The sequence below is a fragment of the Blastococcus atacamensis genome (assembly GCF_002938425.1).
Taxonomy (GTDB): domain Bacteria; phylum Actinomycetota; class Actinomycetes; order Mycobacteriales; family Geodermatophilaceae; genus Blastococcus; species Blastococcus atacamensis.
Genome location: NZ_POQU01000027.1, coordinates 13,671 through 39,831 on the forward strand (window position 1 = coordinate 13,671; position 26,161 = coordinate 39,831).

The following is a 26,161-nucleotide window of genomic DNA, read 5'->3' on the forward strand; positions in this document are numbered from 1 at the left end:
GAGTCTACGGAGCCCCGCGCCCCTGTCGTACCGCCTCGGCGGTGCTCTCCCCCGTCCGGACCACCAGAGCGGTGGCCACGGCCGCCCGCCCCTCGCCCCGGCCGGTGAGACCGAGCCCGTCGGTCGTGGTAGCGGTCACGCTGACCGGGGCGCCGAGCGCCGCCGACAGCGCCGCCTCCGCCTCACCCCGGCGGGGACCCAGCTTCGGACTGGTGGAGACGAGCTGGACGGAGGCGTTGCCCACCCGCCAGCCCGCGGCGTCGAGCACCTCGCGGACGTGCACCAGGACGTCGGCACCGCGGGCGCCGGCCCAGCGCGGGTCGTCGGTGCCCAGGAGCCCGCCGATGTCGCCCAGCCCCGCGGCCGACAGGACGGCGTCGGTCAGTGCGTGGGCGACGATGTCGCCGTCGGAGTGGCCGGCGCAGCCGTCGACGCCGGGCCACTCCAGACCGGCGAGCCAGCAGGGGCGGCCGGCCTCGATCGGGTGGACGTCGGTGCCGACGCCGACCCGGGGCAGCTCGGGGAAGGTCATCGGGCCACCGTGCCAGACGGACCGTCGAGGGTGACCGCGAGCTCGGCGAGGGTCAGGTCGTGCGACACCGTCACCTTGGCCGACCGCTCGTCACCCGGGACGGTGATCACCGGCACGCCCGCCGCCCGCACCACGGCGGCGTCGTCGGTGAGCTCGGCGCCGTCCGGCAGGGCGGCGTACGCCCGCACGAGGGTCTGCAGGTCGAAGCCCTGCGGTGTCTGCACGCGCCGCAGCGGGGCGCGGGGCACCGCCTCGGCGATGACGCCGTCCTCGCCCACCAGCACGGTGGTGTCGACGACGGGGAGCACCGGGACGACCGCGGGCGCACCGGCCGCCAGCGCGGTCAGCACCCGGGCGACGACGTCGGGCGGGGTGAGCGGCCGGGCGGCATCGTGCACCAGGACGGCGGTGGCGGCCGGATCGGCCGCGGCGAGGCCCGCCCGCACCGACGCGGTGCGGGTGGCGCCCCCCTCGACGACCAGGACCCCGGCGGGCAGGACGGCCTCGAACTCGGCGCGGTGCGCAGCCGGGATCGTCACCACCACCTCGGTCACACCACCGGCGAGCAACCCGTCGACGGCCCAGCGCACGAGGGGGCGGCCGGCGAGCGGGACCAGCGCCTTCGGCCGGTCGGCGCCCAGACGCGAACCGCTCCCGGCCGCTGCGACGATGCCGACAGCGTGCACGGGAGCGGTTCGGTGGCTGCGTGGAGGGAGAACGCCCGGGAGCGGACTCAGCTGGCGAGGACCTCGTCGAGGAGGATCTCGGCCTTGTCCTCGTTCGTGCCCTCGGCGAGCGCGAGCTCGCTGACCAGGATCTGACGAGCCTTGGAGAGCATCCGCTTCTCCCCCGCGGAGAGCCCGCGGTCCTTGTCGCGACGCCAGAGGTCGCGGACGACCTCGGCGACCTTGTTCACGTCGCCCGAGGCCAGCTTCTCGAGGTTGGCCTTGTAGCGGCGCGACCAGTTGGTCGGCTCCTCGGTGTGCGGGGCGCGCAGCACCTCGAAGACCTTGTTCAGGCCCTCCTGGCCGACGACGTCACGGACGCCGACGATCTCTGCATTGTCGGCCGGTACGCGCACCGTGAGGTCGCCCTGGGCGACCTTCAGCACGAGGTAGGCCTTCTCTTCGCCCTTGATGACCCGCTTCTCGATCGCCTCGATCAGAGCAGCGCCGTGGTGCGGGTAGACGACGGTCTCGCCGACAGTGAAGCCCATGTGAATGTGACCCCTTTCGCTGCCTCTAGGTTAGCACGGCACACTGTCCAACGGATCGGACCCGGGCAGTAAATCTGCAGGTCAGAGCCTTGATGCATTGGCCTCAGGGGGTTGACAGAGCGTGATTGGTGTGCCTGCGCGAGGGGCGCGACCACCCTCGCTGCTGCGCGCGCTCGCCTCCGCCACGCACCCCGGTCCGGCCGTCGCGGTCACCGCCGCCGGCACCCTGCTCGCGGTGGCGGCGGGCATCCCGGCGGGGCGCACCGCACTGGTCTGCGCGGCCGTCGTCGCAGGTCAGGCCTCCATCGGTTGGAGCAACGACTGGCTCGACGCCGACCGCGACCGCGCCGTCGCCCGGGCCGACAAGCCGGTGGTCCAGGGCGCCGTGAGCCCCTCGCTGCTCCGCGCGGCCGCCCTCCTCTCGGCCGCCGCTGCGGTCGCCCTCTCCCTGCTGCTCGGCATCGTGCCCGGGCTGCTCCTCCTGCTGCTGGTGGCCAGCGGCTGGGCCTACAACGCCGGCCTGAAGCGCACGATCTGGTCCTTCACGGGCTACGTTGTCGGTTTCGGCGCCCTCCCGGCCGGGGTGGTGGCCGCGGCCCCCGGGAGCGGCGCGGCCCCCTGGTGGCTGGTCGCCGCGGGCGCGGCGCTCGGTGGCGCCGCCCACCTGGCCAACGTCGCCCCCGACCTGGAGGACGACCTGGCGACGGGCGTCCGTGGCCTCCCGCACCGGCTCGGCGCCCGTGTCTCGGCGGTCACGGGCGCGGCGCTGCTCGGCGCGGCGTCGCTCGCGCTGGTCCTGGGCCCAGCCGGTCCTCCGACGACCACCGGCTGGGCGGCCCTGGCCCTGGCCGTGCCGGCGGCCGTCGTGGCCGGTTCCGCGGGCCGTCCGCGGTTCCGCCGCCTGGCCTTCCCCGCCGTCATGGTGCTGACCGTCCTGGACGTCGTCCTGCTCGTCCTCGGGGGGGCAGCACTGTCCTGACGCGTCGTCGGGGCCGAGGACGCGACCTGCCGCCGCTCCCTGCGGGCGACCGGAGCGGGCGACCGATACGCTCGGCACGTCTCCGCGCCACCGATCCCCGGTGGCCGGCACGGTCCTGCTGGAGGTCGACAGCTGTGAACCGCGCTCTGCGCGCCGCCACCATGGGCGTTCTGCTCCTCTCCCCGCTCGCCCTCTCGGCCTGCAGCGCCGGGCAGGTCACGCAGACCGCCACGCAGGAGCGCGACAAGGTCGGGGCCATGGCCGCGGTCGGCGACATCACCCTCCGCAAGGCGAACCTCGAGTACCCCCCGGGCGGCGTCTACGAGGCCGGCGACGACGCCGTCCTGACGCTGGCCATCGCGAACGGCAGCAACGAGGACGACACGCTGACCGACATCACGGGCGAGGGTTTCGCCGAGGCCGTCATCAGCACCTCGGGCGCCGCCAGCCCCTCGACCAGCAGCGCCCCGAACGCCCCTGGCGGCTCGGCAGCGACCACCAGCGCGACCCCGTCCGGGAGCGCCGCCTCGGCCGAGCTGGAGATCCCGGCGGAGTCCTCGGTGTTCATCGGCGGCCAGGACTCCCCCACCATCACGCTGACCGACCTCGACGAGGAGCTGACCACCGGTCAGTACGTCGAGCTCACCCTCACCTTCGAGAACTCCGGCGAGGTGACCATGCGGGCGGGAGTGGGCACCCCCACCCGCGTGCTCGAGCGCGGCGAGCCCTTCGACTTCCACGGCGACGAGGAGCACGGCGAGGCCACCACCGAGGAAGGCCAGGAGGGCGAGCAGCAGGAGGGCGGGGAGTGACCTCCCGCTGAACCACACCTTCTGAGCACCACCTGAGCTTCTCGGCCACGGCGGTCCCGATCGGGGCTGCCGTGGCGCGTTCGCGCAGGAACTGTCGGTGGTCGCGGTTAGCGTCGACGTCGTGCCGCCCGCAGGAGTGAAGCCCGCCCGTCCCGCCCACCGCTGCACCGAGTGCGGGTACGCCTCGGCGAAGTGGGTCGGGCGTTGCCCGGAGTGCCAGGCCTGGGGCACCCTGCAGGAAACGGGTGCCCCCACGACGGGACTGCGCGCCGTCTCGGCGGGGCAGGTCACCGCCCCGGCCCGGCCGATCGCCCAGGTGGAGCTCGCGGGCGCCCGCGCCGTCCCCACCGGCATCGCCGAGTTCGATCGCGTCCTCGGCGGCGGGCTCGTGCCGGGCGCGGTGCTGCTGGTCGCGGGCGAGCCGGGCGTCGGCAAGTCCACCCTGCTGCTGGAGGTCGCCCAACGGGTCGCCGCGAGCAACGGCCCCGCCCTGGTCGTCTCCGGCGAGGAGTCCGCCGGTCAGGTACGGCTGCGGGCCGAGCGGATCGGCGCCCTGCACGACCAGCTGTACCTCGCGGCGGAGACCGAGCTGTCCGCGGTGCTCGCGCACGTCGAGGCCGTGAAGCCCTCGCTGCTCGTGTTGGACAGCGTGCAGACCGTCCGGTCCCCGGCCGCCGAGGGGACCGACGGCGGGTCCACCCAGGTGCGGGCCGTCGCCTCGGCGCTCACCGGGGTGGCCAAGAGCCGCGGCATGACCACGATCCTCGTCGGGCACGTCACCAAGGACGGCGCCATCGCCGGGCCCCGCACCCTCGAGCACCTGGTCGACGTCGTCATCTCCTTCGACGGCGAGCGCCACTCGACGCTGCGCATGGTCCGCGCCACCAAGAACCGCTTCGGCCCCGCCGACGAGATCGGCTGCTTCGAGATCGGCGACCGCGGCGTGGTCGGCGTCCCCGACCCGTCGGCGCTGTTCGTCTCCCGCCGGGCCGATCCCGTGCCGGGCAGCTGCGTCACCGTCACCCTCGAGGGCAGCCGCCCGCTGCTGGCCGAGGTCCAGGCGCTGGTGGCCAGCTCGGGCGGTGGCGGGTCACCGCGCCGGGCGGTCAGCGGCCTGGACAGCCAGCGGGTCGCCATGGTCAACGCGGTGGTCGAGCGCCGCGGCCGGGTGAAGCTGGCCGACGCCGACGTCTTCGCCGCCTCGGTCGGCGGCGTGCGGATCGCCGAGCCGGCCGCCGACCTCGCCCTCGCCCTCGCTATCGCGTCGGCGTCCAAGGACACCCCGCTGCCCGCGGGCATGGTGGCTCTCGGCGAGGTGGGCCTCTCCGGGGAGATCCGCCGGGTCGGTGGAACCGGCCGCCGGCTGGCCGAGGCCGCCCGCCAGGGGTACCGGACGGCCCTCGTCCCCCCGGACGCCGGCACCGCCCCGGCCGGGATGCGGTTGATCGAGGTCCCCGACCTGGGAGCCGCCTTCCACCGCTTGTTCTGAGCCCGTAAGGTCTCGGAACGGACGGCGGGCGGCGCACGCGAGGCGAGCCCGGCCTCCGTCCGGAGACGTAGACTCAGACGCCGCACCACTCGACCGTCAGGAGCGCTCGTGCCCGCCCCCGTGGACCCCGAGATCGCTCTGCGCGAACTCCTCGGGCGCATCGCTCCCGGCACGGCGCTGCGGGACGGCCTGGAGCGCATCCTCGCCGGTCGGACCGGGGCGCTCATCGTGCTCGGCTACGACCGCGTGGTCGAGTCCATCTGCACCGGCGGCTTCGCCCTGGACGTGGCCCTCTCGGCCACCCGGCTGCGCGAGCTGGCGAAGATGGACGGCGCGGTGATCGTGTCCTACGACGGCACGCGCATCGTGCGGGCCGGAGTCCACCTGATGCCCGACCCGACGGTTCCGACGGAGGAGTCCGGCACCCGGCACCGCACGGCGGAGCGCGTGGCCATCCAGTCCGGCTTCCCGGTCATCTCGGTCAGCCAGTCGATGCACATCATCAGCGTCTACGTGGCCGGCCGCCGCTACACCCTCGAGCACCCCACCACCATCCTGGCCCGCGCGAACCAGGCCCTCGCGGCGCTCGAGCGCTACAAGCTGCGCCTGGACGAGGTGGCCAGCACGCTCTCCGCGCTGGAGATCGAGGACCTGGTCACCGTCCGCGACGCGATGAGCGTCAGCCAGCGGCTGGAGATGGTCCGCCGGATCGCCGACGAGATCGAAGGTTTCGTCGTGGAGCTCGGCACCGACGGCCGGCTGCTGGCGCTGCAGCTGGACGAGATGCTGGCCGGCGTCGAGGAGGACCGCGGCCTGCTGGTCCGCGACTACATGCCCTCGGGCGGTCGCCGTCCGCGCACCATCGACCAGGTCCTGACCGATCTGCGGGCGCTCAGCGCCACCGAGCTGCTGGACCTGTCCGCCGTCGCCCGGTGCTACGGGCTGCCGACCTCACCGGACGCTCTGGACTCCCCCGTCAGCCCACGTGGTTACCGACTGCTGGCCCGGGTGCCCCGGCTGCCCGCCGGGATCATCGACCGCCTCGTGGACCACTTCGGCGGGCTGCAGAAGCTGCTGGCGGCGACGATCGAGGACCTCCTCGCGGTCGAGGGCGTCGGCGAGGCCCGTGCCCGCGGCATCCGCGAGGGGCTCTCCCGCCTCGCCGAGACCTCGATCCTCGACCGCTACAGCTGACGGCTCCCCTCCAGGGGCCCGCCGCGAGCTCGCGAGTGGTGGGGAGGAGGGAGGTCCTTCGACTACTGCAGCGTGAGCGGGGCGTCCGCGGACACCTTGGTGTCCAGTCGGCCGCGCAACAGGTAGGCACCCGGCGCGGGTGCTCCGCGGGGGGCGGTGCAGGTCGGCTCGCTGGTCAGGCCGCCCCAGACCACGGGAACCACCACGACCTCTCCCGGCGCGAGGGTGCGGGGCTCGTCGCTGCTCTCCGGAAAGCAGTCGTTGCTGCCCCAGACCCGGTTGCCGCCCGCGCCGACGAGCACGAGCTCCTGCAGCTCCTTGTCGAGCGCCCGCACGCACGGGACGCTCCCGGTGTTGCCGACGACGAGCTGGAACGTGGGCTTGCTGCCCACTGCCGCCTGCCCGGGCGTCCGGACCTCGAGGAGCAGGACGTCGTCGGCGCACGGCCCACCGGCCGGCCGCGCCGGCGCGGCCGGGGCGCTGGGGGGTGATGTGGGCTCGCTGGGCGCCGCGGGCGTCCGCACCGCAGCGGCCGCCGACGGCACCACCCGGTCCAGGGCCGGCAGCTCGGTGGGCCGGGCGGTGGTCGTCGATGCGGCCGCCTCGCTGACGCCGGACCGCCGGTCCAGGAACCACACGGTCCCCCAGCCCAGCCCGCCGACGACCGCGACCAGGAGCACCAGCACGACCAGTCGCCGCCGCCAGTAGACAGCTGCGGGCAGCGGGCCCACCGGGTGCAACACGCCCGGAACGGTAATCGGCGGCATCGTCGTCGTCCCCCTCGGCGCGCCGCACCGGGCCAACGGCAGACTGGGTTCCCGTGACGTCCGCGACCGCTGCCGAGCCCGACGACGCCGCCGGTGAGGCGATCGTCGACTGGTACGCGACCGCGGCCCGCGACCTCCCCTGGCGCACCCCTGGGGTCGACGCCTGGGCCGTGCTGGTCAGCGAGGTCATGCTGCAGCAGACGCCGGTCGCCCGGGTGGAGCCGGTGTGGCGCGAGTGGATGGACCGCTGGCCGGCCCCGGCGGACCTGGCGGCCACGCCGCCGGGCGAGGTCATCCGCGCCTGGGGCAAGCTCGGCTACCCCCGCCGGGCCCTGCGGCTGCGCGAGGCGGCCGCGGCGATCGCCGAGCGCCACGGCGGCGTCGTCCCGGCCGACGTGGCCGCCCTGGAGGCGCTCCCGGGGGTCGGCACGTACACGGCCCGCGCGGTGGCGTGCTTCGGCTACGGCCAGCGACAGCCGGTCGTGGACACCAACGTGCGGCGCGTCGTCGCGCGACTGGTCCACGGCCAGGCGGAAGCCGGCAGCGCCCGGGCCTCCGACCTCGCCGACATCGCCGCCCTGGCCCCGGCCGACCACGACCGGGCGGTGCGGTTCTCCGTCGCCGTCATGGAGCTCGGAGCGCTGGTCTGCGCGGCCCGAACGCCGAGGTGCGGCGTCTGCCCGGTCCGGGACCGGTGCGCCTGGCGGCAGGCCGGCTCCCCCGCGCACGACGGGCCGCCGCGACGGGTGCAGAGGTTCGCCGGCACCGACCGCCAGGTGCGCGGCCGGTTGCTGGACGTGCTCCGAGCGGCGTCCGAGCCGGTGGACGCCGCCGCTCTGGACCGGGCCTGGGACGAGCCCGCCCAGCGCGCCCGCTGCCTGGACTCCCTGCTCACCGACGGCCTGGTCGAGCAGACCGCCGACGGCCTCTTCCGGCTGCCTTCCTGACACGACGGAGGCCGCCCCACCCGAGCGGGTGGAGCGGCCTCCGAAGGACCTGCGGCGGTCTTACTTCTTGGTGAAGGAGGGACCCTCGCCCTCGTCCCCATCGGCGCCCGAGAGCGCCACCGGCGGGGTGTCGGGCAGGTCGAGGGGCTTGGCCTCGCCGCGGAAGGTGAACTTCTGCGCGGGGCCCTCGGCGTCGTCGACGTCCACCACGATGATCTGACCGCCGGTCAGCTCGCCGTAGAGGATCTTCTCCGACAGGGCGTCCTCGATCTCGCGCTGGATCGTCCGGCGCAGCGGCCGGGCACCCAGGACGGGGTCGAAGCCGCGGGCCGCCAGCAGCTTCTTCGCCGCCGGGGTCACCTCGATCGCCATGTCCTTGTTCTTCAGCTGGGTCTCCAGGCGGCCGAGCATGAGGTCCACGATGTGGATGATCTCGTTCTCGGTCAGCTGGTGGAACACGACGATGTCGTCGATGCGGTTGAGGAACTCCGGCCGGAAGTGCTGCTTGAGCTCCTCGTTGACCTTGAGCTTCATCCGCTCGTAGTTGCTCGTCGAGTCGTTACCGGCCTGGAACCCGAGGCCCACGGCCTTCGAGATGTCCCGCGTACCGAGGTTGGTGGTGAGGATCAGGATCGTGTTCTTGAAGTCCACGATCCGGCCCTGCCCATCGGTGAGCCGGCCATCTTCGAGCACCTGCAGAAGCGTGTTGAACACATCTGCGTGCGCCTTCTCGATCTCGTCGAAGAGGACCACCGAGAACGGCTTGCGCCGCACCTTCTCGGTGAGCTGTCCACCTTCGTCGTAACCGACATAACCGGGAGGCGCACCGACCAGGCGCGACACGGTGAACTTGTCGTGGAACTCACCCATGTCGATCTGGATGAGAGCGTCGTCCTCACCGAAGAGGAACTGCGCGAGCGCCTTTGCCAGCTCGGTCTTACCGACACCCGAGGGGCCGGCGAAGATGAACGAGCCGCCGGGCCGGCGCGGGTCCTTGAGGCCCGCCCGCGTGCGCCGGATGGCCTGGCTGACGCTCTTGATGGCCTCTTCCTGGCCGATGATCCGCTTGTGGAGCTCGTCCTCCATGCGGAGCAGCCGGGAGGTCTCCTCCTCGGTCAGCTTGAAGACGGGGATACCGGTCCAGTTGGCCAGCACCTCGGCGATCTGCTCGTCGTCGACCTCGGCGACGACGTCCATGTCGCCGGCCTTCCACTGCTTCTCGCGCTCGGCCTTCTCGCCCAGGAGCTGCTTCTCGGTGTCTCGCAGCGCCGCGGCCTTCTCGAAGTCCTGCGCGTCGATCGCCGACTCCTTCTCGCGGCGGACGCCGGCGATCTTGTCGTCGAACTCGCGCAGGTCCGGCGGCGCGGTCATCCGCTTGATCCGCATCCGGGCGCCGGCCTCGTCGATCAGGTCGATCGCCTTGTCCGGGAGGAAGCGGTCGGAGATGTACCGGTCGGCCAGCGTCGCCGCCGCCACGAGGGCGCTGTCGGTGATGCTGATCCGGTGGTGCGCCTCGTAGCGGTCGCGCAGGCCCTTCAGGATCTCCACGGTGTGGGCGAGGGTCGGCTCGCTGACCTGGATGGGCTGGAAGCGGCGCTCGAGAGCGGCGTCCTTCTCCAGGTGCTTGCGGTACTCGTCCAGCGTGGTGGCACCGATGGTCTGCAGCTCGCCGCGGGCGAGCATCGGCTTGAGGATGCTCGCCGCGTCGATCGCGCCTTCGGCGGCACCGGCCCCGACGAGGGTGTGGATCTCGTCGATGAACAGGATGATGTCGCCGCGGGTGCGGATCTCCTTGAGGACCTTCTTGAGCCGCTCCTCGAAGTCACCGCGGTAGCGGCTGCCCGCCACCAGGGCCCCGAGGTCCAGCGTGTAGAGCTGCTTGTCCTTGAGCGTCTCGGGCACCTCGCCCTTGACGATGGCCTGGGCCAGGCCTTCCACGGCGGCGGTCTTGCCGACGCCGGGCTCGCCGATGAGGACCGGGTTGTTCTTGGTGCGCCGCGACAGCACCTGCATGACCCGCTCGATCTCCTTGGCCCGCCCGATGACCGGGTCGAGCTTCTGGTCGCGGGCGGCCTGGGTCAGGTTGCGGCCGAACTGGTCGAGGACCAGGGAGGTCGAGGGGGTGCCCTCGGCCGGGCCGCCGGCGGCGGCGGGCTCCTTGCCCTGGTAGCCGCTGAGCAGCTGGATGACCTGCTGGCGGACGCGGTTGAGGTCGGCGCCCAGCTTCACGAGGACCTGGGCGGCGACGCCCTCGCCCTCGCGGATCAGGCCGAGCAGGATGTGCTCGGTGCCGATGTAGTTGTGGCCGAGCTGCAGCGCCTCGCGCAGTGACAGCTCGAGGACCTTCTTCGCCCGCGGGGTGAAGGGGATGTGGCCGGACGGGGCCTGCTGGCCCTGCCCGATGATCTCCTCGACCTGCTGGCGGACGCCCTCGAGCGAGATGCCGAGGGACTCCAGGGCCTTGGCAGCGACGCCCTCACCCTCGTGGATCAAGCCCAGGAGGATGTGCTCGGTGCCGATGTAGTTGTGGTTGAGCATCCGGGCCTCTTCTTGGGCCAGGACGACGACACGACGGGCTCGGTCGGTGAACCGTTCGAACATCTGCTGCTTCTCCTCTGACCGGCTGGTCCGGCACTGCTCTCCCCGGAGATGGGGAGGAACACCCGACGTCCGTCGGCGCGCGGGGGCACCGGTCTTTCCACTGTAGTCGCGGACCACGCCGTCCCGTCGCCGCGCGGCGGGTCGGTGGGTGGCTGCCTGGTCCAACGGCCCCGCGCCCACGGCTGTTCCGTGCCCGTTACGCCGTGAGCGGACGCCGCGTGGCGACCCCAGGAACGTCGCCAGGCCCGGCTCCCCACACGGGAACCAGGCCTGGCGACGTGACGTCAGCGGCCTGCCTGCAGGGGCCCGCCGCGAGCGTTCGAGCGGTGGGGGGCAGGCAGGTCCTTCTAGTGAGCGGCCTCGTAGGCCTCGACGACGCCGGCCGGGATGCGGCCGCGGTCGCTGACCGCGTGACCGTTCTTGCGGGCCCAGTCGCGGATGGCGCCGGCCTGCTCGCGGTCCATGCGGCCGCCGGTGGCACGGGAGCGCCCGCCGCCGGAAGCGCGGTTGCCACTGCCGCGGCCGACCTTGCGCGCCGCCGAGACGTAGCGGGCGAACGCCTCACGCATCTCCGTGGCGTTCTTCTCCGCCAGGTCGATCTCGTACGAGGTCCCGTCCAGCGAGAAGCTGACGGTCTCGTCGGCCGGGAGATTCTCGTCGAGGTCGTCGCTCAGGATGACCTGGACCTTGCGCGCCATTCGTTCCTCGCTTTTCGCAGCGACCCCGGGAGGCCGATCGATAATTCACACCCCGCGGGTGCGAATCGATTAAAGCACAAGCCTCTTCCATTAGAGACATTGCACCCCTGCGACATCTGCCCTTTTGTGATGACCGAAGCGGTCGCCGATCAGGTACTAATTGGTCTCACCAGCGGAAACAGGATGGTCTCGCGGATTCCCAGACCGGTGAGGGTCATCATCAAGCGGTCCATGCCCATACCGACGCCGCCCGTGGGCGGCATTCCGTACTCCAGCGCCTCGAGGAAGTCCTCGTCCAGCGCCATGGCCTCGGGGTCGCCGGCCGCGGCCAGCAGCGCCTGCTGGGTGAACCGCTCGCGCTGGACCACCGGGTCGACGAGCTCCGAGTAGCCGGTGCCCCGCTCGATCCCCCCGATGTAGAGGTCCCACTTCTCGGCCACGCCCGGCTCGGAGCGGTGCGCGCGCGTCAGCGGCGAGGTGTCCACGGGGTAGTCCATGACGAACGTGGGGTCCTGCAGCGACGGCTGGACGAGGGCCTCGAAGATCTCCTCGACGACCTTGCCGTGGATCCAGGCGGGGTCGATGCCGATCTCGTGGCGTGCGGCCAGGGCGCGCAGCTGCTCGATCGGCGTCTGCGGGGTCACCGTCTCCCCCACCGCCTCGCTGACCAGGTCGAAGAGCTTCACCTGGCGCCACTCCCCCGAGAGGTCCACCTCGGTGCCGTCGTGGTGCCGGGCGACGTGGTCGCCGAACAGCGCCGCACAGCTCTCCTGCACCAGTTCGCGGGTGATGGTCGCGACGTCCTGGTAATCGGCGTAGGCCGCGTAGAACTCCAGCATCGCGAACTCCGGCGAGTGCGAGCTGTCCGCGCCCTCGTTCCGGAAGTTCCGGTTGATCTCGAAGACCCGGTCCAGCCCGCCGACGATGCACCGCTTGAGGAACAACTCGGGGGCGATGCGCAGGTAGAGGTCGAGATCGAAGGCGTTCATGTGCGTGCGGAACGGCCGCGCCGCGGCACCTCCGTGCACGTTCTGCAGCATCGGCGTCTCGACCTCGATGAAGTCGCGCCCACCGAGCCCGGCCCGCAGCGTCGACATCACGGTGGCCCGCTGGCGCACGGTCCTGCGCGCCTCGTCCCGGACGATGAGGTCGACGTAGCGCCGGCGGACCCGCAGCTCCTCGCTCATCGGCTTGTGCGCGACCGGCAACGGGCGAAGCGACTTGGCGGTGAGCTGCCAGGAGTCCGCGAAGACCGACAGCTCGCCGCGACGCGACGTCCCCACCTCCCCCTCGACGAAGACGTGGTCACCGAGGTCGACGTCGGCCTTCCAGGCCGCCAGCGCGTCCTCGCCGACGCGGTCGCGGGACAGCATCACCTGCAGCTCGGCGTCGCCCTCGCGCAGCGTCGCGAAGGCGAGCTTGCCGGTGTTGCGGGAGAAGATGACCCGGCCGGTCACCCCGACCCGCTGCCCGGTCATCGTGTCGGGCTCCAGCTCCGGGTGGGCGGCCCGGACGGCGGTCAGCGTCGTCGTCCGCGGCACCGAGACGGGGTAGGGGTCGACGCCGGCGTCGCGCAGCCGGTCGAGCTTCGCGCGGCGCACACGCATCTGCTCGGGCAGCTCCTCGCTGCCGTCGTCGCCGTTGCCGGGGCCGTTCGGTCCTTCGCTCACGGGGGGAAAGCGTACGGGCGGCTCAGCGGGCGGCTTGCGCCCGATGCCGGGCGAAGGCCAGCCGCAGCCCGTGCACGGTCAGGTCGGGCTCCCGCGAGCCGATCGACGCGCAGCTGTCGACCACCACGGGGGCGAGCCCACCGGTCGCCACGACGACCGGCGCGGTGCCGAACTGGGCGACCAGCTCCGCGGCGATCCGGGTGACCAGCCCGTCGACGAGACCGGCGAACCCGAGCACCAGCCCCGACTGCAGCGCGGCCACGGTGTTCTTGCCGATCGCCTGCGGCGGACAGGTCAGCTCGACCGAGCGCAGCTGCGCGGCCCGGCTGGCCAGCGCGTCCAGGCTGACCTCGACGCCGGGCGCCAGCGCGCCGCCGAGGAACTGCCCGTCGGGACCGACGGCGTCGACGTTGGTGGAGGTGCCGAAGTCGACGACGACCACCGGCCGGCCGCGCCCGACGGCGTCGCGGCCGAACAGCTCGTGGGCGGCGAGGGCCGTGACGACCCGGTCGGCGCCCACCTCGCGCGGGTTGTCGACGTGCAGCGGGACGCCGGTGCGCACCCCCGGCCCGATCAGCACGACCGGCACCTCGAGGGAGTCCAGCAGCTGGCGCAGGGAGGGCAGCAGCGCCGGCACGGTCGAGCAGGCCGCGACGCCGGTGACCTCGGTGTCGCGGAGCAGGCCCCGCCAGACCATGCGGAGCTCGTCGGCGGTGGCCCGGGCCGCGGTGGTCACCCGCCAGGAGCCCACCCGCCGGTCGCCGTCGAAGGTGGCGAGGACGGTCTGGCTGTTGCCGACGTCGACGGTCAGCAGCACCGGGTCACCGGATCGGGACGCCGAGGTCGCTGCGCTGCTGGTCGGGAGCGCCGGGGACGGGGGCCGAGGGGTCCCCGCCCAGCTCGACGACGCGGTTGGCGCCGTCGACGTGCACGACCCGCGGGATGTAGCTCTTGGCCTCGGTCTCGTCCATCACGCCGTAGCTGATGAGGATGACCATGTCGCCGGGGTGCACCAGGTGCGCGGCCGCGCCGTTGATGCCGATGACCCCGCTGCCCCGCTCACCGGGGATCACGTAGGTCTCCAGCCGGGCCCCGTTGGTGATGTCGACGATGGCGACCTGCTCGCCCGGGATCAGGTCGGCGGCGTCGAGGAGGTCCTCGTCGACCGTCACCGAGCCGACGTAGTGCAGGTCGGCCTGGGTCACCGTGGCGCGGTGGATCTTGGACTTGAGCATCGTGCGCATCATCGGGGGTCTCCCAGCTGGACTGCGGTGTTGTCGAGGAGTCGGGTGCTGCCGGCGCGGACGGCGACGAGCAGGCGGGCGGGACCGGTGGCCGGCACCGGCCCGAGGTCGGTATCGGTGAGTTCGAGGTAGTCCTGGACCAGTTCGGGGTGGCGGTCCAGCACGGCACGCGCGGCGGCGAGGACCGCGCCGAACCCCTGCGCTCCGGCGGCCGCCCCGGCGCGCAGCGCGGCGGAGACGGCGGCCGCAGTGGCCCGCTGCTCCGGCGAGAGGTACCGGTTGCGGCTGGACAGCGCCATGCCGTCGTCCTCGCGGACGGTGGGCACGCCGACGACCTCCACGCCCAGTGCGAGCTCACGGGCCATGCCCCGGACGAGGGTCAGCTGCTGGTAGTCCTTCTCGCCGAAGAAGGCCAGCTCGGGCCGGACGAGCCCGAACAGCTTCGCGACGACGGTGAGCACGCCGGCGAAGTGGCCGGGCCGCACCGCACCCTCGAGAACCGCGCCGAGCGGGCCGGGGTCCACCGTGACCCCCAGCGCCCCGCCCGGGTAGATCTCCTCGACCGGCGGGTGGAAGACGACGTCGGCGCCCTCCTCGGCCAGCGCGGCCAGGTCGGCGTCCCAGGTGCGGGGGTAGCGGTCGAAGTCCTCGCCGGGGCCGAACTGCGTCGGGTTCACGAAGACCGAGACGACGACGCTCCCCGCGCGCTCCCGGGCGGCCCGGACCAGCGTCCGGTGCCCCTCGTGCAGGGCGCCCATCGTGGGGACCAGCGCGACCGGGCCGGGCAGCTCCGCGAGGAGCGCCCGCAGGTCCGCGACCCTCTCGGCGACGGCGGGACGCGTGCCCAGGGCCGTCATGGCCGGTCCGCCGGCTGACTGGGTGAGGAGCTCAGCAGGTCCAGCAGCGGGGCACCCTCGTGCCGCTTGAGCCGGCCGGCGACCAGTGCCCGCTCCGTGGTGCGCCGGGCCATCGCCACGTAGGCGGCGACCGCCTCGGGCGCCCGTTCCGCCAAGGTGTCGAGGTGGGCCCCGACGGTGCCGACGTCGCCGCGGCTGACCGGTCCGGTGAGCCCGCGATCCCCGCGGCGGAGGCCGTTGTCCAGAGCCGCGGTGAGCAGCGGGGCGAGCACGCGGGCGGGCTCGGCGACGCCGGCGGTGCGGAGGAGGTCGGCCGCCTCGGCCACCAGGGTGACCAGGTGGTTGGCACCGGTGACCAGCGCCGCGTGGTACAGCCCGCGGTCGGCCTCGGCGACGAAGAACGGCTCGCCGCCCATCTCCAGCACCAGGGTCTCGGCGACCGGCCGGTGCTCGGGGCGGCTGGTGACGCCGAACGGGGCGCCGTCGAGCCGGTCGGCGTCCTCGGGGGCACCGGAGAACGTCATGGCCGGGTGGAGGGCGAGGGCGAGCACCCCGGACTCCGCGGCGGGGGCGAGGACGGCCAGGCCGTGCGCGCCGGAGGTGTGGAAGGCCAGCTGGCCGGCACGCCAGGCACCGGTCTCGGCCAGCCCGGAGACCAGGCCGGCGAGCGTGTCGTCGGGAACGGCGAGGACGATCAGGTCAGAGGCGGCGACGACGGCGTCGGCGGGGACCAGCGGGACGCCGGGCAGCAGTCGGGCGGCGCGCTCGGCGGAGGCGGCGGAGAGGCCCGAGGCGGCGACCACGTCGTGACCGGCGGCGGCGAGAGCGGCACCGAGGACGGCGCCGACGCGGCCGGCGCCGATGACCCCGACGCGCAGGCGCGCGGGTGCTTCGGACGCGGGAAAGAGCCCGGCGGCTCGGGTCCTGCGTGCAGTAGGCATCGGTGCACCTCTCGTTCCAGTCCCGTGCGGGTACCGGACGTCGGTCGGCCACCGGGGTCGGTGGCCGCGTTGCTGTCGTGCGGGTCGTGCGTCGGACGGCGCCCACTGCAACCGGATGTGTCACGCGGGCGACGTGCCGCCCGCGAGTGTGGAACCGCTCCGGGCAGCGCGCAACGCCTGGGGGCTGTGCCCTAGCTCACCCGTGTGCCGCTCACCCGCGCGACGCGACGGGCGGTCCCCGACCTACCGTGACCCCCGGCACACCGACGAAGGAGGCACCGTGCGCACGTTCGAGGGACGCACCGCCCTGGTCACCGGCGGCAGCCGGGGCATCGGGCTGGGCATCGCCAGGAGCCTGGTGGACCGCGGGGCGCGGGTGGTCCTGACCGCCCGGAAGCCCGACGCGCTGGCCGAGGCGGTCACCGAGCTGGGCGGCCCCGAGGTAGCCGTCGCCGTCCCGGGGAACGCCGGTGACCCCGCGCACCGCGCCGAGGCGGTCCGCACCGCCGTCGACACCTTCGGCAGCCTCGACGTCCTGGTCGGCAACGTCGGCATCAACCCGGCCTACGGGCCCCTGATGGACCTGCAGCTCGACGCCTTCCGCAAGATCCTGGACACCAATGTCGTGTCCGCGCTGGGGCTGGTGCAGGAGGCGTGGCGGGCCTGGATGTCCGAGCACGGCGGGTCGGTGCTGTTCGTCGCCTCGGTGGCCGGGCTGCGCTCCTCGCAGGAGATCGGCGCCTACGGCGTGAGCAAGGCCGCGCTGATCAACCTGACCACTCAGCTGGCCGTGGAGCTCGCACCCACGGTGCGGGTGAACGCCGTCGCCCCGGCCGTGGTGAAGACGCGGTTCGCCGGCGCGCTGTTCGAGGGCCGGGAGGCCGAGGCGGCGCAGGCGTACCCGATGGCCCGGCTCGGGACACCGGAGGACATCGGCGAGGCGGCGGCCTACCTGCTCGGCGAGGGCGCCGGCTGGGTCACCGGCCAGACGCTGGTCATCGACGGCGGCGGGCTCTCGCGCGGACCCCGCTGAGAAAGGGCCACCGAGCCGTGCGGCCCTCTCGCAGGGTCCCGCCGCGAGCCTGCGAGCGGTGGGGGGCGAGGGGGTCCTTCTACTAGTCGCGGCCCAGCACCCGGGCGAGGACGTCGTCGGAGTCGCCGTCCTCGCGGTAGCGGCGACGCCGCCGGCCGCCCGACGGCGGGGTGACCCCGTTCTCGGCCAGGATCCGCGCCAGGTCGTCGGAGGTGTCGGGCCCGGTTGGCGGAGCCGGCGGTGCCGACGGCGCGGACCAGGCGGGTGCGGCGGCCGGGTGCTCGGTGGTGGGCGCGAACTCCGGAGCGGGCGACCAGGCGGGCGGCTCGTCGGTGCGCCGGCGGCGGAGGGCGTCCTCCGGGGCGGACGGCGCCGGAGGCGGGTCGAGCAGCGACCGGGCGGCCAGCCAGTCCATCGGCGTCTGCGGTCGCTCAGGCGGCGCGGGCGGCATCACCGGGGACGACGTGACGACCGGCGAGGCCACCGTGTGCGGCGGGGCGGGCGGCTGGTCCGCGACCGGGGACCGCGAGGAGCCCAGGTAGGGGTCGGACTCGTGGGCGGCGGCCCGAGGGTGCCGGTCGAACGCCGGGGGGACCTCCCGGACCGGCGGGCGCACGGGCTCGGGCGGCTCGGAGGCGTAGCGGGCGTCGGAGAGGTAGCTCGGCAACGGCTCGTACGCCGTCGGCTCGGACCGCCCCGGAACCAGCGGTCCGAGGGGCACCACCGTCGGCGGGGCCGGGGGCACCGAGGGCCGCGGAGGCGCCGCGGCCTCCGGGGGGACGACCGGGAACGCGGTCGTCGGCGGTGCCGCCTGGTAGGGCGAGGAGGTCCACGACGGGCCACCCCGCACCTGCTCGAACTGCTGGGTCCTCGGTGGCTCGTCCAGCCGGATCGCCGGCCATCCCCCGGTCAGCTCCCGCGGCGGCGACTCGTCGCTCCACCCCGCGCCGTCCAGAGTGCGCGACGGCCCGTCGATGCGGGACGCCTCCCCCGGCAACCGGCCGGCCTGGGTGCGCATGACGATCCGCTCGACCAGCATCTCGCTGGACAGCTGCTCGGAGAGCTCCAGGCGCAGCCGGCCCATGTCCTCGCGCAACGCGCCGATCTGCCCGAGGTCGCCCCGCAGCGCGGTCAGCTCGGCGACGTCATCGCGCAGGGCGGCCACCCGGGCGATCTCGTCGCGCAGGCCCGACAGCGAGGCGATCTCACCGCGCAGTGCGGACACCCGGGCGACGTCGTCGCGCAGGGCCGCCACCCGGGCGATCTCGTCGCGCAGGCCCGACAGCGAGGCGATCTCCCCCCGCAGCGCGTCGAGCTCCTCGCGCATGAAGTCCTCGGCCTCGCGGCGCAGCTCGTTCTCCAGCTCCAGCTCGTACTCGCGGCGGGCGACGACCTCGCGGTCGAGCTCCGCCTCGTAGGCCCGGCGCAGGTCCGCCTCGCGGGCGGCGGCGCGGACCCGGTCGGTGCCGCGGCGACCGGCCGCGAACGTGGCGAGGACGAACGCCCAGGCCACGGCCACGACCGCCAGTCGCAGCAGCTGCGGGTTGCTGGTCAGGAACACGACCAGCGTGGCGGCGGCGGCGAGCGCGAAGCCGCCGATCTGCACGAGGACGCGGCTGTCGGGGAGGACGGGGCCACGGGCGACGTCGTCGTCCTCGCGGCGGGGCATGGGTCCAGCGTAGCGACGAGTGGCGTTCACGGGGAGCATCCGCGCCCGTGCCCACGGTTGCCGCCGTCGGATGAGCGCCGTCCCGGGTGGGACAGTGACCCGGTGAGCCTGACCCTGCTGGACTGGCGGCGCCGAGTCGCCGCGCTGCACGCCGCCGTCCGGAACTCCGCCGACCCCGAGCAGGGCTGGCAGCGGTGGCGGGACGGCCGCGACGAGCTGTTCGCCGGCCATCCGCAGTCGCCCCTGGACGCCGACGCCCGCGCCGGCTTCACCGGGCTGCCGGTGGCCCCCTACGACCCGGCATTCCGGTTCGAGCCGGCCCTGGGAGCCGCGGAGCCGCTGCGGCGGGAGGTGCCCACGGCGGCCGACGGCGTCGTGCCGCTCGAGCGGATCGGCGCCGTCGAGCTCCCCGGCGTGGGACGGCTGGACGTCTGGTGGGTGGCGCTCTACGGCGGCGGCGTCTTCCTGCCGCTGCGGGACGGCACCGCGGGCGACACCACCTACGGCGGCGGCCGCTACCTGCTGGACACCGTCAAGGGCGCCGACCTCGGTGGGGCCGACGGCCGGCTGGTGGTCGACCTGAACTTCGCCTACCACCCGTCCTGCGCCTACGACCCGCGGTGGTCCTGCCCCCTGGCCCCGGAGGGCAACCGGGTGCAGACGCCGGTCACCGCCGGGGAGCAGCTGCCCCCCGGCGGCTGGTACGCGTGACCCGCTGGAACGGCCGCCCTTCAGGGGCCCGCGCCGAGTGTGCGAGGCGTGGGGGGAAGGGCGGTCCTTCTACTGGGCGACCGAACCGTCGGTGGTGAACACCAGACCGATGGACACCTCGCCCTGCTGGATCGCCGCCTTGGTCAGCGGGCCACCGGCGTCGAACTCCTGGAAGCCCGCGAAGTCGAGGCCGTAGGTGTCCTCCAGGCCGGGCTGGCAGAACGGCCGGGTCGGGCACTCACCCGGACCGCCGAGCACGAGCGATCCGTCACCGCAGGCGTCGGCCAGCTCCGACAGCGTGGTGACCCCCAGGTCGTCGGCGAACTCCCGGGTGACGGCGAATGCGTTCTGGTTGGCGGCGTCGGAGGGCTCGCCGAAGACCAGCCCGGCCTCCTCGGCCAGCGGCGTGAGCGCTGCGACCGTCTCGTCGACGTCGCTGGACGCCACCTGGGTCGCCTCGTCGCCCTCGAGGAACTCGGTGACCGTCGCGAGGTACTCCGGGTGCACCTGGATCTCACCGCGCTGCAGGGCGGGCAGGTAGAGCTCGCGGTTGCCGGTGGGCTGCACCGTCGCGGAGAACCCGGCCGCCTCCAGCACGTCGGCGTAGATGTTGGCCAGGATCGTCGGCTCGGAGAAGTTGCCGCCGCCGACGACGATCTCCCCGCTGCCCTGCTCCAGGCCGCCGGTGTCGACGTTCTCCTCGACCCAGGCGGCGGCGGCGTCCTCGGGGCTCTGCCGCTCCACGTCGACGGCGACGTTCAGGTTGCCCAGCGCTTCGAGGGTCAGCGCCTCCGACACCGCGTCCAGCGCCGGCACGAGCGCGGGGTTGGCCTCGGCGGCCGCGGCGTTGACCGCCGGGATGAGGTTGTCGGCGTTCTGCAGCCCCTGGTCGTCCTCGAGGACGACCAGCTGGTCGCCGGGGACGGGCGCGCAGGCGTTCCCGGAGGCCTGCGTGGTGTCCGCTCCCCCGCCGGTGCCGGAGGAGCCCGACTCGCCGCACGCGGCCGTCGTCAGGGCGACCAGTGCGAGAGGAACGATGTACCGGATACGCGTGCGCATGGCCCCGCCTTCTGTGTCCCGTGGTCGCTGCTCGACCACGCGTGTCTGGCGGGTGGACCCCGCCCGACCATGGAACGCCGCAGGTCGGTCGTGCGCAATCGGTCGGGTGGGCTGTTAGCGATCCGTGACCTCACCTCAGAGCGGGACGCCGCTCGACGTGGGTTCCGGCACCGGATCGGCGCGCCGGGCGCGCAGGAACGGCAGCCGCTTCTCGCCCGGCACGACCGCCCAGGTGACGGCCACCAGGAGCAGCTCGGTCAGCACGGCCAGCACGGCGACCAGGACGGCGCCGGCGATCACGGTCCCGTCGTTCTGCTGGGCGAAGCCCAGGGTGATGATCCGCCCCAGCCCGCCGCCGGCGACCAGGGCCGCCAGCGTCGCCGTCGCCACCACCTGCACGGCCGCGGTGCGGACGCCGGTCATGACCAGCGGCGCGGCCAGCGGCAGCTCGGCGCGCAGCAGGACCTGGCGGCCCTGCATGCCCATCGCCCGGGACGCCTCGACGACGTCGCGGTCGACCGACCGGAAGCCGACGTAGGTGTTGGTGAGGATCGGCGGGACGGCGAACACCGCGAGGGCGATCGTGGTCGCGGTCGGGCCGAAGCCGATCGGGCTGACCGCGAAGAGGGTGAGCAGCGCGAGGGTGGGCACGGCCCGCGAGACGTTGGACAGGGCCACGGTGAACCCGCCGCCCCGACCGGTGTGGCCGAGCACCGCTCCGACCGGCAGGGCGACGAGCATGGCCACGAGCACCGCGACCGCGGAGATCCGCAGGTGCTCGACGAGCAGGTCGGCGATCCCGCCGGGACGTGTCCAGTTGAACGGATCGTTGAGGTAGCGGTAGGCCTCCTCGAACCGGTTCACGTCGCGGCCCGTCTCGTCCACGGCGTGAGCAGCCGCTCCGCGCCGGCCAGGAGGAGGTCGGCGAGCAGCGCGAGCAGCACGCACCCCAGCGCCCCGGTGACGATCGGCGCCCGGTAGAAGTTCGCGTTGAACCCTCCGGTGATGAGCTGGCCGAGACCGCCGTGCCCGACGATCACCCCCACCGTGACCAGCGCGACGGTGGAGACGGTGGCGATCCGCAGGCCGGCCATGAAGGCCGGCACCGCCAGCGGCAGCTCGACCTGCCAGAACAGCCGCCCGGATCCGTACCCCATCCCGCGGGCGGCCTCGCGCACGTCCGCGGGGACGGCCTGGAGACCGGCCAGGAAGTTGCGCACCAGGACGACCAGCGAATAGAGCACCAGGCCGATCAGGACCGTCGTGGTCGTGAGACCGGTGATCGGTGCGACGAAGGCGAACATCGCCAGCGACGGGATCGTGTAGACGAGGGTGGACAGGCCGAGAACCGGTCCCGCGAGCCAGCGGCTGCGTCGGGCCAGCACCGCCAGGGGCAGTGCCAGCAGCGAACCGAGGACGACGGCGCCGACCGTGAGCCTGACGTGCTCACCGAGGTGGCCCATGATGGTGTCCCAGTTGGACGTCACGTAGGACGGGTCGAACCAGGGGTTCGGCGCCGCATCGACCGCGAGCAGCTCCACGCTCGCCGCCCTCAGCACGGGGCGGGTACCAGGAAGGCCACCTCGTGGACGCTACTGCTCCCCCCGGCCCGTCCGCAGCCCGCGCCGAGGAGATCCGGCTCGAGGGGGTCGGCAAGGTCTTCGCCGACGGGACCGTGGGCGTCGCGGAGCTCGACCTGACCTTCACCGCGGGCGAGCTGACCGTGCTGGTGGGCCCGTCGGGTTGCGGCAAGACGACCACGATGAAGATGATCAACCGGATCATCGAGCCGACGACCGGCCGGATCCTGCTCGGCGGCGAGGACGTCACCGGAGTGGACCCCGTGCTGCTGCGCCGCCGGATCGGCTACGTGATCCAGAACGTCGGGCTCTTCCCCCACCAGACGATCCGGGCCAACATCGGCACGGTGCCGCGGCTGCTCGGTTGGGACCGGGCGCGTACCCGGGAGCGGGTGCAGGAGCTGCTCGGGCTCGTGGGCCTGGACCCCGCCGTCCACGCCGACCGCTACCCCCACCAGCTCTCCGGTGGGCAGCGGCAGCGCGCCGGCGTCGCGCGGGCTCTGGCCGCGGACCCGCCGGTGCTGCTGATGGACGAGCCGTTCTCCGCCGTCGACCCGGTGGTCCGCGAGCGGCTGCAGACCGAGTTCCTGCGGCTGCAGGAGACCGTGCGCAAGACCATCGTGTTCGTCACCCACGACATCGAGGAGGCCGTGCGCATCGGCGACCGCATCGCGGTGATGAGCAGCGGCGGACGGGTGGAGCAGTACGCGCCGCCCGCGGAACTGCTGGGCCGGCCGGCCAACGAGCTCGTGGCCGACTTCGTCGGAGCCGACCGGGGGCTCAAGCGGCTGGCCGTCACGGGGATCGACGTCGCCGACCTCGAGCACCCCCCGGTGGTCCGCGTCGACGACCCGCTGACCGAGGCGCGCGCCGCCCTGGTCCGCACCGGCGCCCGCTGGGCCGTCGTCCTCGACGACCGGGAGCACCTGCACGGCTGGCTGTCGGTGGAGCGCGCCTCCGGCAGCGGCACGGTGCGCGACGTCTGCCGTCGGATGGAGGCCTGGGTGCCGGCCGGGGCGACGCTCAAGACCGCGTTCGCGCAGATGCTGCAGCTGGAGGCCGGCTGGGTCGCCGTCCTGGACGGCGACCACTTCCTCGGGGTGCTGACCCCCGAGTCGCTGCACGCCGCCCTCCGCCGCTCGGTCGAGGGCACGGTGCCCGAGACGGCCGGCGCGGCGCGCTGCTAGGAGCGGTCCTCCAGCAGCGGCCCGGTGACGCGGTAACGGGCGCCGACGAAGGCACCGTTGACGCCCGCCTCCACCAGCTGGAGGTCCAGCCTGCGCGGCAGCAGGGGCCGCCCCGCGCCGAGGGTCACCGGCGCGATGGAGACGACGACCTCGTCCAGGAGCCCGGCCTCGGCGAACTGCCCGGCGAGGTCTCCCCCGCCCACCAGCCACAGACGCCTGCCGCCCGCCGCGGCGGTCATCGCCGCGTGCACCGGGCGCACGTCCCCGGAGGCGAACCGGATGTCCGCGCCGTCGACCAGGGCTGGGTTCCGGCTGGTCATCACCCACGCCGGCAGGGAGTAGGGCCAGTTCCCGCCTTCGTGGGCGAGCACCCACTCGTAGGTGGTCGAGCCCATGACGACCGCCCCGACGCCGGCCATGAAGGCGTCGAACCCGAACGGGCCGTCCTCGTCGTGCGGCTGGCGGAGCAACCAGTCGAGCGAGTCCTCGGGGTCGGCGAGGAAGCCGTCGAGCGTCGTGGCGGTGTAGTAGGTCAGCACGGTGGTCCTCCCGGTAGGGCGACGGATCTGCGGAGCCAGTCGATGGGGTCGCCGGTGTCGACCTCCCGGCCCGCGGCGCGGAGCATCTGCCGGACGAGCTGCCGGCGGTGCGCTGAGTACGTGAGGACGTGCGCGACGACGCTGCTGAGCACGAAGCTCTCCGGCGGATCGCACAGCGCGTCGATCAGCCGGTCGTCCCAGCCGCCCCGCCTGTCGACGTCACGGACGACCGCCAGCCAGCGCGGTGCGGCGGCGTCGTGCCGCTCCAGCAGCCGGCCGGGGGCGGGATCGTCGTCGCGCCCGGGCAGGTCCCGGCCCTCGATCGAGGCGAGCCAGACCTCCACGGTGAACACCAGGTGGTCGAGCACCGCCTGGACCGTCTCCTCGGGTCCGTCCCAGGGCTGCACCACCAGGCCGGGCAGCCGGGTCGCGCGGAACTCCTCGTCGGTCAGGCCCGTCGCCTGCTCGATCACGTGCCGAGCGTCGTCCAGGCCGTGCGCCACCAGTTGCTCGGTGAGCGGGTTCATGGCGTGCTCCGTGCTCTGCACCCACAGCGACGTGGGCGGGTGGAAGTGGATGCCGTTGGGTGCCGGCAGCCAGTGGCCGGTCGTCGCGTCGACCGTGCTGGGAGCCCGGCCGAAGGCGCGGGCGAAGGCCCGGCTGAACCCCTCGACGGACTCGTAGCCCGCCGCCCAGGCGACGTCGGTGACGCTGCGGCCCTGCCGCAGCTCCCAGGCGGCGCGCTCCAGCATCACCCGCCGTCGCATGGCCACGGGCGGCTCCCCGGCGTCCCGGGTGAGCACCCGGGTGAAGTGGAACGGCGAGGTGTACGCGTCGCCGGCCATGTCGGAGAGCGTCCGGTTGTCCTCGTCGAGCACCGCGTCGAGGAGCTCGCGCAGGCGGTCCCGTCCGGTCATGCCGTCAGTCTGGTGCGCCGCCGCCCCGAGGTGCCCGACCGATCTTGCGCAGCTCAGCGGACGGGTCGCTCCTCGCCCGCCGGCGGGCTCGGCGGAACGCGGCACACCGTCTCCAGCCACAGCGCGGCCGCCGTCAGCGCGGCCGAGCAGGCCAGCCCGATCACCCCGACGACCGTGTCGTTGCCGGCGGCGGCCAGCCGGCCGACTGCGGGCGCCACGTGCAGCAGCACGCCGCCCCAGATCCCGGCGAGCACCGCGCCGAGGTAGGCGCTGGCCTGCGCCAGCACGGCCAGCCGGGCCACGAGCATCGGCTCCACCGGGCGCAGCACGGCCGCCCGGCCCTCGACCGCCGTGGGCCCGCGACCGGCGCGGGCCTCCCGCTCAGCGGTCAGCCGCGACCGCAGGGTGCGGGCACCCAGGGCCTCGGCGATGGCCAGCACGCCCAGCGGCGCAGGCTGCCACCAGCGCAGCGGGGGCAGGTCCCCGTACCAGGTGCGCACGAGCAGCCAGGCCGCGACGGCCAGGCCGGCGGCGAGGGCGACCAGGTCGCGACGACGGACGGGGGTCACGGGCGGCTCAGTGCAGGTGGTCCCAGCGCTCGACCGCGGCGACCTCGGCCGGGTCGAGGGCGGCGACCAGCTCGGCGACCCGGCCGCGGCCCGGGAGCACGGCGGTGGGCTCGACGACGTCCCACGGGACGAGCACGAACGCGCGCTCGTGCGCCCGGGGGTGGGGCAGCGTCAGCTCCGGGTCGTCGGAGACCACCGGCTCCCCGTCGTCCCCGGTCACGGCGACCACGTCGACGTCGAGGGTGCGCGCGCCCCAGCGGACCTCGCGGGTGCGGCCGGCCGCCCGCTCCAGCTCCTGGGCCCGTGCCAGCCAGCCGCGTGCGTCCACGTCGCCACGCACGACGGCGATCGCGTTCAGGTACGGCGGCTGCTCCACCGGTCCCCACGGCGGCGTCTCGTACAGCGTCGACCGGGCGACCAGCACGCCGTCGTCCTTGAGGGCGGTGAGCGCCGCTCGCAGCGCGGCGGCCCGGTCACCGAGGTTGGCGCCCAGCGACAGGACGGCGCGGGTCATGCGCGCGCTCGGCGGATGCTGACGGCCACGTCCTCGAAGGGGACGCCCAGCTCGGCCTCGGGCTTGTGCACGGTGATCTCCACGGCGTCGACCAGCTCGTCGGCGAGGCAGAGGTCGGCCAGCCGCTGGGCCAGGGTCTCCAGCAGGTTCACCGGCTCCCCGGCCAGCACGTGCTGCAGCTTCTGCGCCAGCTCGGCGTAGTTCACCGTCCGCGCCAGGTCGTCGCCGGCGGCGGCCGCGGACGTGTCGAGCTCGAGCACGGCGTCGACGAGGAACAGCTGCCCGCGTTCGCGCTCGAACGCGTAGACGCCGTGGTGGGCGTGCGCACGGATGCCGCGGACGCTGTCTCTTCTACCCATCTGACGCTGCCGACGAAGAGGATAGTTGAGAACTCGGTGGTGGAAGATTCATAAAAAAAAAAAAATACATCAGACAA

Annotated in this window: 28 protein-coding genes; 8 read left to right on the top strand and 20 right to left on the bottom strand. The window is 73.9% G+C overall.

Translation table 11 applies throughout. The annotated features are described in order from the left end of the window. Positions 1-4: 4 nt before the first annotated feature. From ispF to C5508_RS08735, 3 genes are read right to left on the bottom strand one after another with little or no spacing between them, the layout of a single operon-like run. Positions 5-532: a 2-C-methyl-D-erythritol 2,4-cyclodiphosphate synthase gene (ispF, locus tag C5508_RS08725; protein WP_104524555.1), complete on the bottom strand. Its 528-nt coding sequence runs from the start codon at positions 530-532 to the stop codon at positions 5-7. Then, positions 529-1,218, bottom strand: a complete 690-nt coding sequence (gene ispD, locus C5508_RS08730) for a 2-C-methyl-D-erythritol 4-phosphate cytidylyltransferase (protein WP_104524556.1) — start codon at positions 1,216-1,218, stop codon at positions 529-531. Before ispD ends, ispF begins: the two co-directional genes overlap by 4 nt. Before the next feature lie 47 nt (positions 1,219-1,265). Continuing rightward, positions 1,266-1,748: a CarD family transcriptional regulator gene (locus tag C5508_RS08735; RefSeq protein WP_104524557.1), complete on the bottom strand. Its 483-nt coding sequence runs from the start codon at positions 1,746-1,748 to the stop codon at positions 1,266-1,268. A 130-nt stretch (positions 1,749-1,878) separates the two neighbouring features. Here C5508_RS08735 and C5508_RS08740 point away from each other — a divergent pair, with 130 nt between their 5' ends. The 4 genes from C5508_RS08740 (at position 1,879) to disA (ending at position 6,222) form a co-directional block, all read left to right on the top strand. Then, positions 1,879-2,727: a UbiA family prenyltransferase gene (locus C5508_RS08740; RefSeq protein WP_104524558.1), complete on the top strand. Its 849-nt coding sequence runs from the start codon at positions 1,879-1,881 to the stop codon at positions 2,725-2,727. A 134-nt stretch (positions 2,728-2,861) separates the two neighbouring features. Beyond that, positions 2,862-3,539 carry a copper chaperone PCu(A)C gene (locus C5508_RS08745; RefSeq protein ID WP_104524559.1) on the top strand — a complete coding sequence of 226 codons (678 nt, stop codon included), beginning with the start codon at positions 2,862-2,864 and terminating at the stop codon, positions 3,537-3,539. A gap of 121 nt (positions 3,540-3,660) precedes the next feature. Continuing rightward, complete coding sequence (gene radA / locus C5508_RS08750) at positions 3,661-5,028, top strand: DNA repair protein RadA (protein ID WP_198597975.1); 1,368 nt, start codon at positions 3,661-3,663, stop codon at positions 5,026-5,028. Between the two features lie 108 nt (positions 5,029-5,136). Next, a complete protein-coding gene (gene disA, locus C5508_RS08755) occupies positions 5,137-6,222 on the top strand; it encodes a DNA integrity scanning diadenylate cyclase DisA (protein ID WP_104524561.1) in 1,086 nt (361 codons plus the stop codon). 62 nt (positions 6,223-6,284) lie between these two features. Here the strand turns inward: disA and C5508_RS08760 are convergent, their stop codons facing one another. Then, on the bottom strand, positions 6,285-6,965 hold the full coding sequence (locus C5508_RS08760) for a MucR family transcriptional regulator (RefSeq protein ID WP_104524562.1): 681 nt from the start codon (positions 6,963-6,965) through the stop codon (positions 6,285-6,287). Positions 6,966-7,042: 77 nt separating this feature from the next. On the opposite strand from C5508_RS08760, the gene C5508_RS08765 reads away from it, so the two are divergent. Beyond that, positions 7,043-7,936, top strand: coding sequence for an HhH-GPD family protein (locus C5508_RS08765; protein ID WP_104524563.1), 894 nt, complete (start codon positions 7,043-7,045; stop codon positions 7,934-7,936). Between the two features lie 60 nt (positions 7,937-7,996). Here the strand turns inward: C5508_RS08765 and C5508_RS08770 are convergent, their stop codons facing one another. The 7 genes from C5508_RS08770 to C5508_RS08800 form a co-directional block, all read right to left on the bottom strand. Beyond that, positions 7,997-10,537 (bottom strand): ATP-dependent Clp protease ATP-binding subunit, encoded by a 2,541-nt coding sequence (locus C5508_RS08770; protein ID WP_104524564.1) that lies wholly within the window; start codon positions 10,535-10,537, stop codon positions 7,997-7,999. Between the two features lie 347 nt (positions 10,538-10,884). After that, on the bottom strand, positions 10,885-11,235 hold the full coding sequence (locus tag C5508_RS08775; RefSeq protein WP_104524565.1) for a histone-like nucleoid-structuring protein Lsr2: 351 nt from the start codon (positions 11,233-11,235) through the stop codon (positions 10,885-10,887). Positions 11,236-11,384: 149 nt separating this feature from the next. Beyond that, positions 11,385-12,905 carry a lysine--tRNA ligase gene (lysS, locus tag C5508_RS08780; RefSeq protein WP_232797014.1) on the bottom strand — a complete coding sequence of 507 codons (1,521 nt, stop codon included), beginning with the start codon at positions 12,903-12,905 and terminating at the stop codon, positions 11,385-11,387. A 22-nt stretch (positions 12,906-12,927) separates the two neighbouring features. Further along, positions 12,928-13,722: a type III pantothenate kinase gene (locus tag C5508_RS08785; RefSeq protein WP_104524566.1), complete on the bottom strand. Its 795-nt coding sequence runs from the start codon at positions 13,720-13,722 to the stop codon at positions 12,928-12,930. 4 nt (positions 13,723-13,726) lie between these two features. Continuing rightward, positions 13,727-14,152 carry an aspartate 1-decarboxylase gene (panD, locus tag C5508_RS08790; protein ID WP_104524567.1) on the bottom strand — a complete coding sequence of 142 codons (426 nt, stop codon included), beginning with the start codon at positions 14,150-14,152 and terminating at the stop codon, positions 13,727-13,729. Beyond that, positions 14,149-15,006 carry a pantoate--beta-alanine ligase gene (gene panC, locus C5508_RS08795; protein ID WP_104524568.1) on the bottom strand — a complete coding sequence of 286 codons (858 nt, stop codon included), beginning with the start codon at positions 15,004-15,006 and terminating at the stop codon, positions 14,149-14,151. The genes panD and panC overlap by 4 nt, the downstream gene beginning before the upstream one ends. Further along, positions 15,003-15,947: a Rossmann-like and DUF2520 domain-containing protein gene (locus C5508_RS08800; RefSeq protein WP_104524569.1), complete on the bottom strand. Its 945-nt coding sequence runs from the start codon at positions 15,945-15,947 to the stop codon at positions 15,003-15,005. The genes panC and C5508_RS08800 overlap by 4 nt, the downstream gene beginning before the upstream one ends. A gap of 280 nt (positions 15,948-16,227) precedes the next feature. Here C5508_RS08800 and C5508_RS08805 point away from each other — a divergent pair, with 280 nt between their 5' ends. Then, complete coding sequence (locus C5508_RS08805) at positions 16,228-16,980, top strand: SDR family oxidoreductase (protein WP_104524570.1); 753 nt, start codon at positions 16,228-16,230, stop codon at positions 16,978-16,980. Positions 16,981-17,062: 82 nt separating this feature from the next. Here C5508_RS08805 and C5508_RS08810 read toward each other — a convergent pair whose 3' ends face one another. Continuing rightward, positions 17,063-18,649 (bottom strand): DUF6779 domain-containing protein, encoded by a 1,587-nt coding sequence (locus C5508_RS08810; protein WP_104524571.1) that lies wholly within the window; start codon positions 18,647-18,649, stop codon positions 17,063-17,065. Between the two features lie 102 nt (positions 18,650-18,751). Between C5508_RS08810 and C5508_RS08815 the strand changes: the two genes are divergently transcribed. Further along, positions 18,752-19,360 carry a DUF1684 domain-containing protein gene (locus tag C5508_RS08815; RefSeq protein WP_104524572.1) on the top strand — a complete coding sequence of 203 codons (609 nt, stop codon included), beginning with the start codon at positions 18,752-18,754 and terminating at the stop codon, positions 19,358-19,360. A 69-nt stretch (positions 19,361-19,429) separates the two neighbouring features. Here C5508_RS08815 and C5508_RS08820 read toward each other — a convergent pair whose 3' ends face one another. The 3 genes from C5508_RS08820 to C5508_RS08830 all read right to left on the bottom strand — a co-directional run bounded on the left by C5508_RS08820 (position 19,430) and on the right by C5508_RS08830 (position 21,960). Beyond that, positions 19,430-20,419: a glycine betaine ABC transporter substrate-binding protein gene (locus C5508_RS08820; RefSeq protein ID WP_104524573.1), complete on the bottom strand. Its 990-nt coding sequence runs from the start codon at positions 20,417-20,419 to the stop codon at positions 19,430-19,432. A gap of 135 nt (positions 20,420-20,554) precedes the next feature. Beyond that, positions 20,555-21,304, bottom strand: a complete 750-nt coding sequence (locus C5508_RS08825; RefSeq protein WP_232797015.1) for an ABC transporter permease — start codon at positions 21,302-21,304, stop codon at positions 20,555-20,557. Further along, positions 21,280-21,960 (bottom strand): ABC transporter permease, encoded by a 681-nt coding sequence (locus tag C5508_RS08830; RefSeq protein WP_232797016.1) that lies wholly within the window; start codon positions 21,958-21,960, stop codon positions 21,280-21,282. Before C5508_RS08830 ends, C5508_RS08825 begins: the two co-directional genes overlap by 25 nt. Positions 21,961-22,004: 44 nt before the next feature. On the opposite strand from C5508_RS08830, the gene C5508_RS08835 reads away from it, so the two are divergent. Continuing rightward, positions 22,005-23,186 carry an ABC transporter ATP-binding protein gene (locus C5508_RS08835; protein ID WP_104524574.1) on the top strand — a complete coding sequence of 394 codons (1,182 nt, stop codon included), beginning with the start codon at positions 22,005-22,007 and terminating at the stop codon, positions 23,184-23,186. Here C5508_RS08835 and C5508_RS08840 read toward each other — a convergent pair. The 5 genes from C5508_RS08840 to folB are packed head-to-tail and all read right to left on the bottom strand — an operon-like array spanning position 23,183 to position 26,084. Then, positions 23,183-23,725 carry a dihydrofolate reductase family protein gene (locus tag C5508_RS08840; protein WP_104524575.1) on the bottom strand — a complete coding sequence of 181 codons (543 nt, stop codon included), beginning with the start codon at positions 23,723-23,725 and terminating at the stop codon, positions 23,183-23,185. The two genes, C5508_RS08835 and C5508_RS08840, sit on opposite strands and share 4 nt — an antisense overlap. Further along, the gene (locus C5508_RS08845) at positions 23,719-24,642 is read right to left on the bottom strand and encodes a helix-turn-helix domain-containing protein (protein ID WP_104524576.1); all 924 of its coding nucleotides are present in this window, start codon (positions 24,640-24,642) and stop codon (positions 23,719-23,721) included. Before C5508_RS08845 ends, C5508_RS08840 begins: the two co-directional genes overlap by 7 nt. A 53-nt stretch (positions 24,643-24,695) precedes the next feature. After that, on the bottom strand, positions 24,696-25,211 hold the full coding sequence (locus C5508_RS08850) for a DUF3180 domain-containing protein (protein WP_104524577.1): 516 nt from the start codon (positions 25,209-25,211) through the stop codon (positions 24,696-24,698). Between the two features lie 7 nt (positions 25,212-25,218). Then, entirely contained in the window at positions 25,219-25,725 is a 507-nt protein-coding gene (gene folK, locus C5508_RS08855) for a 2-amino-4-hydroxy-6-hydroxymethyldihydropteridine diphosphokinase (protein ID WP_104524578.1), read from the bottom strand. After that, entirely contained in the window at positions 25,722-26,084 is a 363-nt protein-coding gene (folB, locus tag C5508_RS08860) for a dihydroneopterin aldolase (RefSeq protein ID WP_104524579.1), read from the bottom strand. The genes folK and folB overlap by 4 nt, the downstream gene beginning before the upstream one ends. Between the last annotated feature and the right edge of the window lie 77 nt (positions 26,085-26,161).

Coding starts and splice junctions, on each gene's coding strand:
- C5508_RS08800 (WP_104524569.1), bottom strand. CDS start 15,947: ATGCCTACTGCACGCAGGACCCGAGCCGCCGGGCTCTTTCCCGCGTCC.
- ispF (WP_104524555.1), bottom strand. CDS start 532: ATGACCTTCCCCGAGCTGCCCCGGGTCGGCGTCGGCACCGACGTCCAC.
- panD (WP_104524567.1), bottom strand. CDS start 14,152: ATGATGCGCACGATGCTCAAGTCCAAGATCCACCGCGCCACGGTGACC.
- C5508_RS08845 (WP_104524576.1), bottom strand. CDS start 24,642: ATGACCGGACGGGACCGCCTGCGCGAGCTCCTCGACGCGGTGCTCGAC.
- folB (WP_104524579.1), bottom strand. CDS start 26,084: ATGGGTAGAAGAGACAGCGTCCGCGGCATCCGTGCGCACGCCCACCAC.
- C5508_RS08770 (WP_104524564.1), bottom strand. CDS start 10,537: ATGTTCGAACGGTTCACCGACCGAGCCCGTCGTGTCGTCGTCCTGGCC.
- C5508_RS08820 (WP_104524573.1), bottom strand. CDS start 20,419: ATGCGCACGCGTATCCGGTACATCGTTCCTCTCGCACTGGTCGCCCTG.
- folK (WP_104524578.1), bottom strand. CDS start 25,725: ATGACCCGCGCCGTCCTGTCGCTGGGCGCCAACCTCGGTGACCGGGCC.
- C5508_RS08810 (WP_104524571.1), bottom strand. CDS start 18,649: ATGCCCCGCCGCGAGGACGACGACGTCGCCCGTGGCCCCGTCCTCCCC.
- panC (WP_104524568.1), bottom strand. CDS start 15,006: ATGACGGCCCTGGGCACGCGTCCCGCCGTCGCCGAGAGGGTCGCGGAC.
- C5508_RS08735 (WP_104524557.1), bottom strand. CDS start 1,748: ATGGGCTTCACTGTCGGCGAGACCGTCGTCTACCCGCACCACGGCGCT.
- C5508_RS08775 (WP_104524565.1), bottom strand. CDS start 11,235: ATGGCGCGCAAGGTCCAGGTCATCCTGAGCGACGACCTCGACGAGAAT.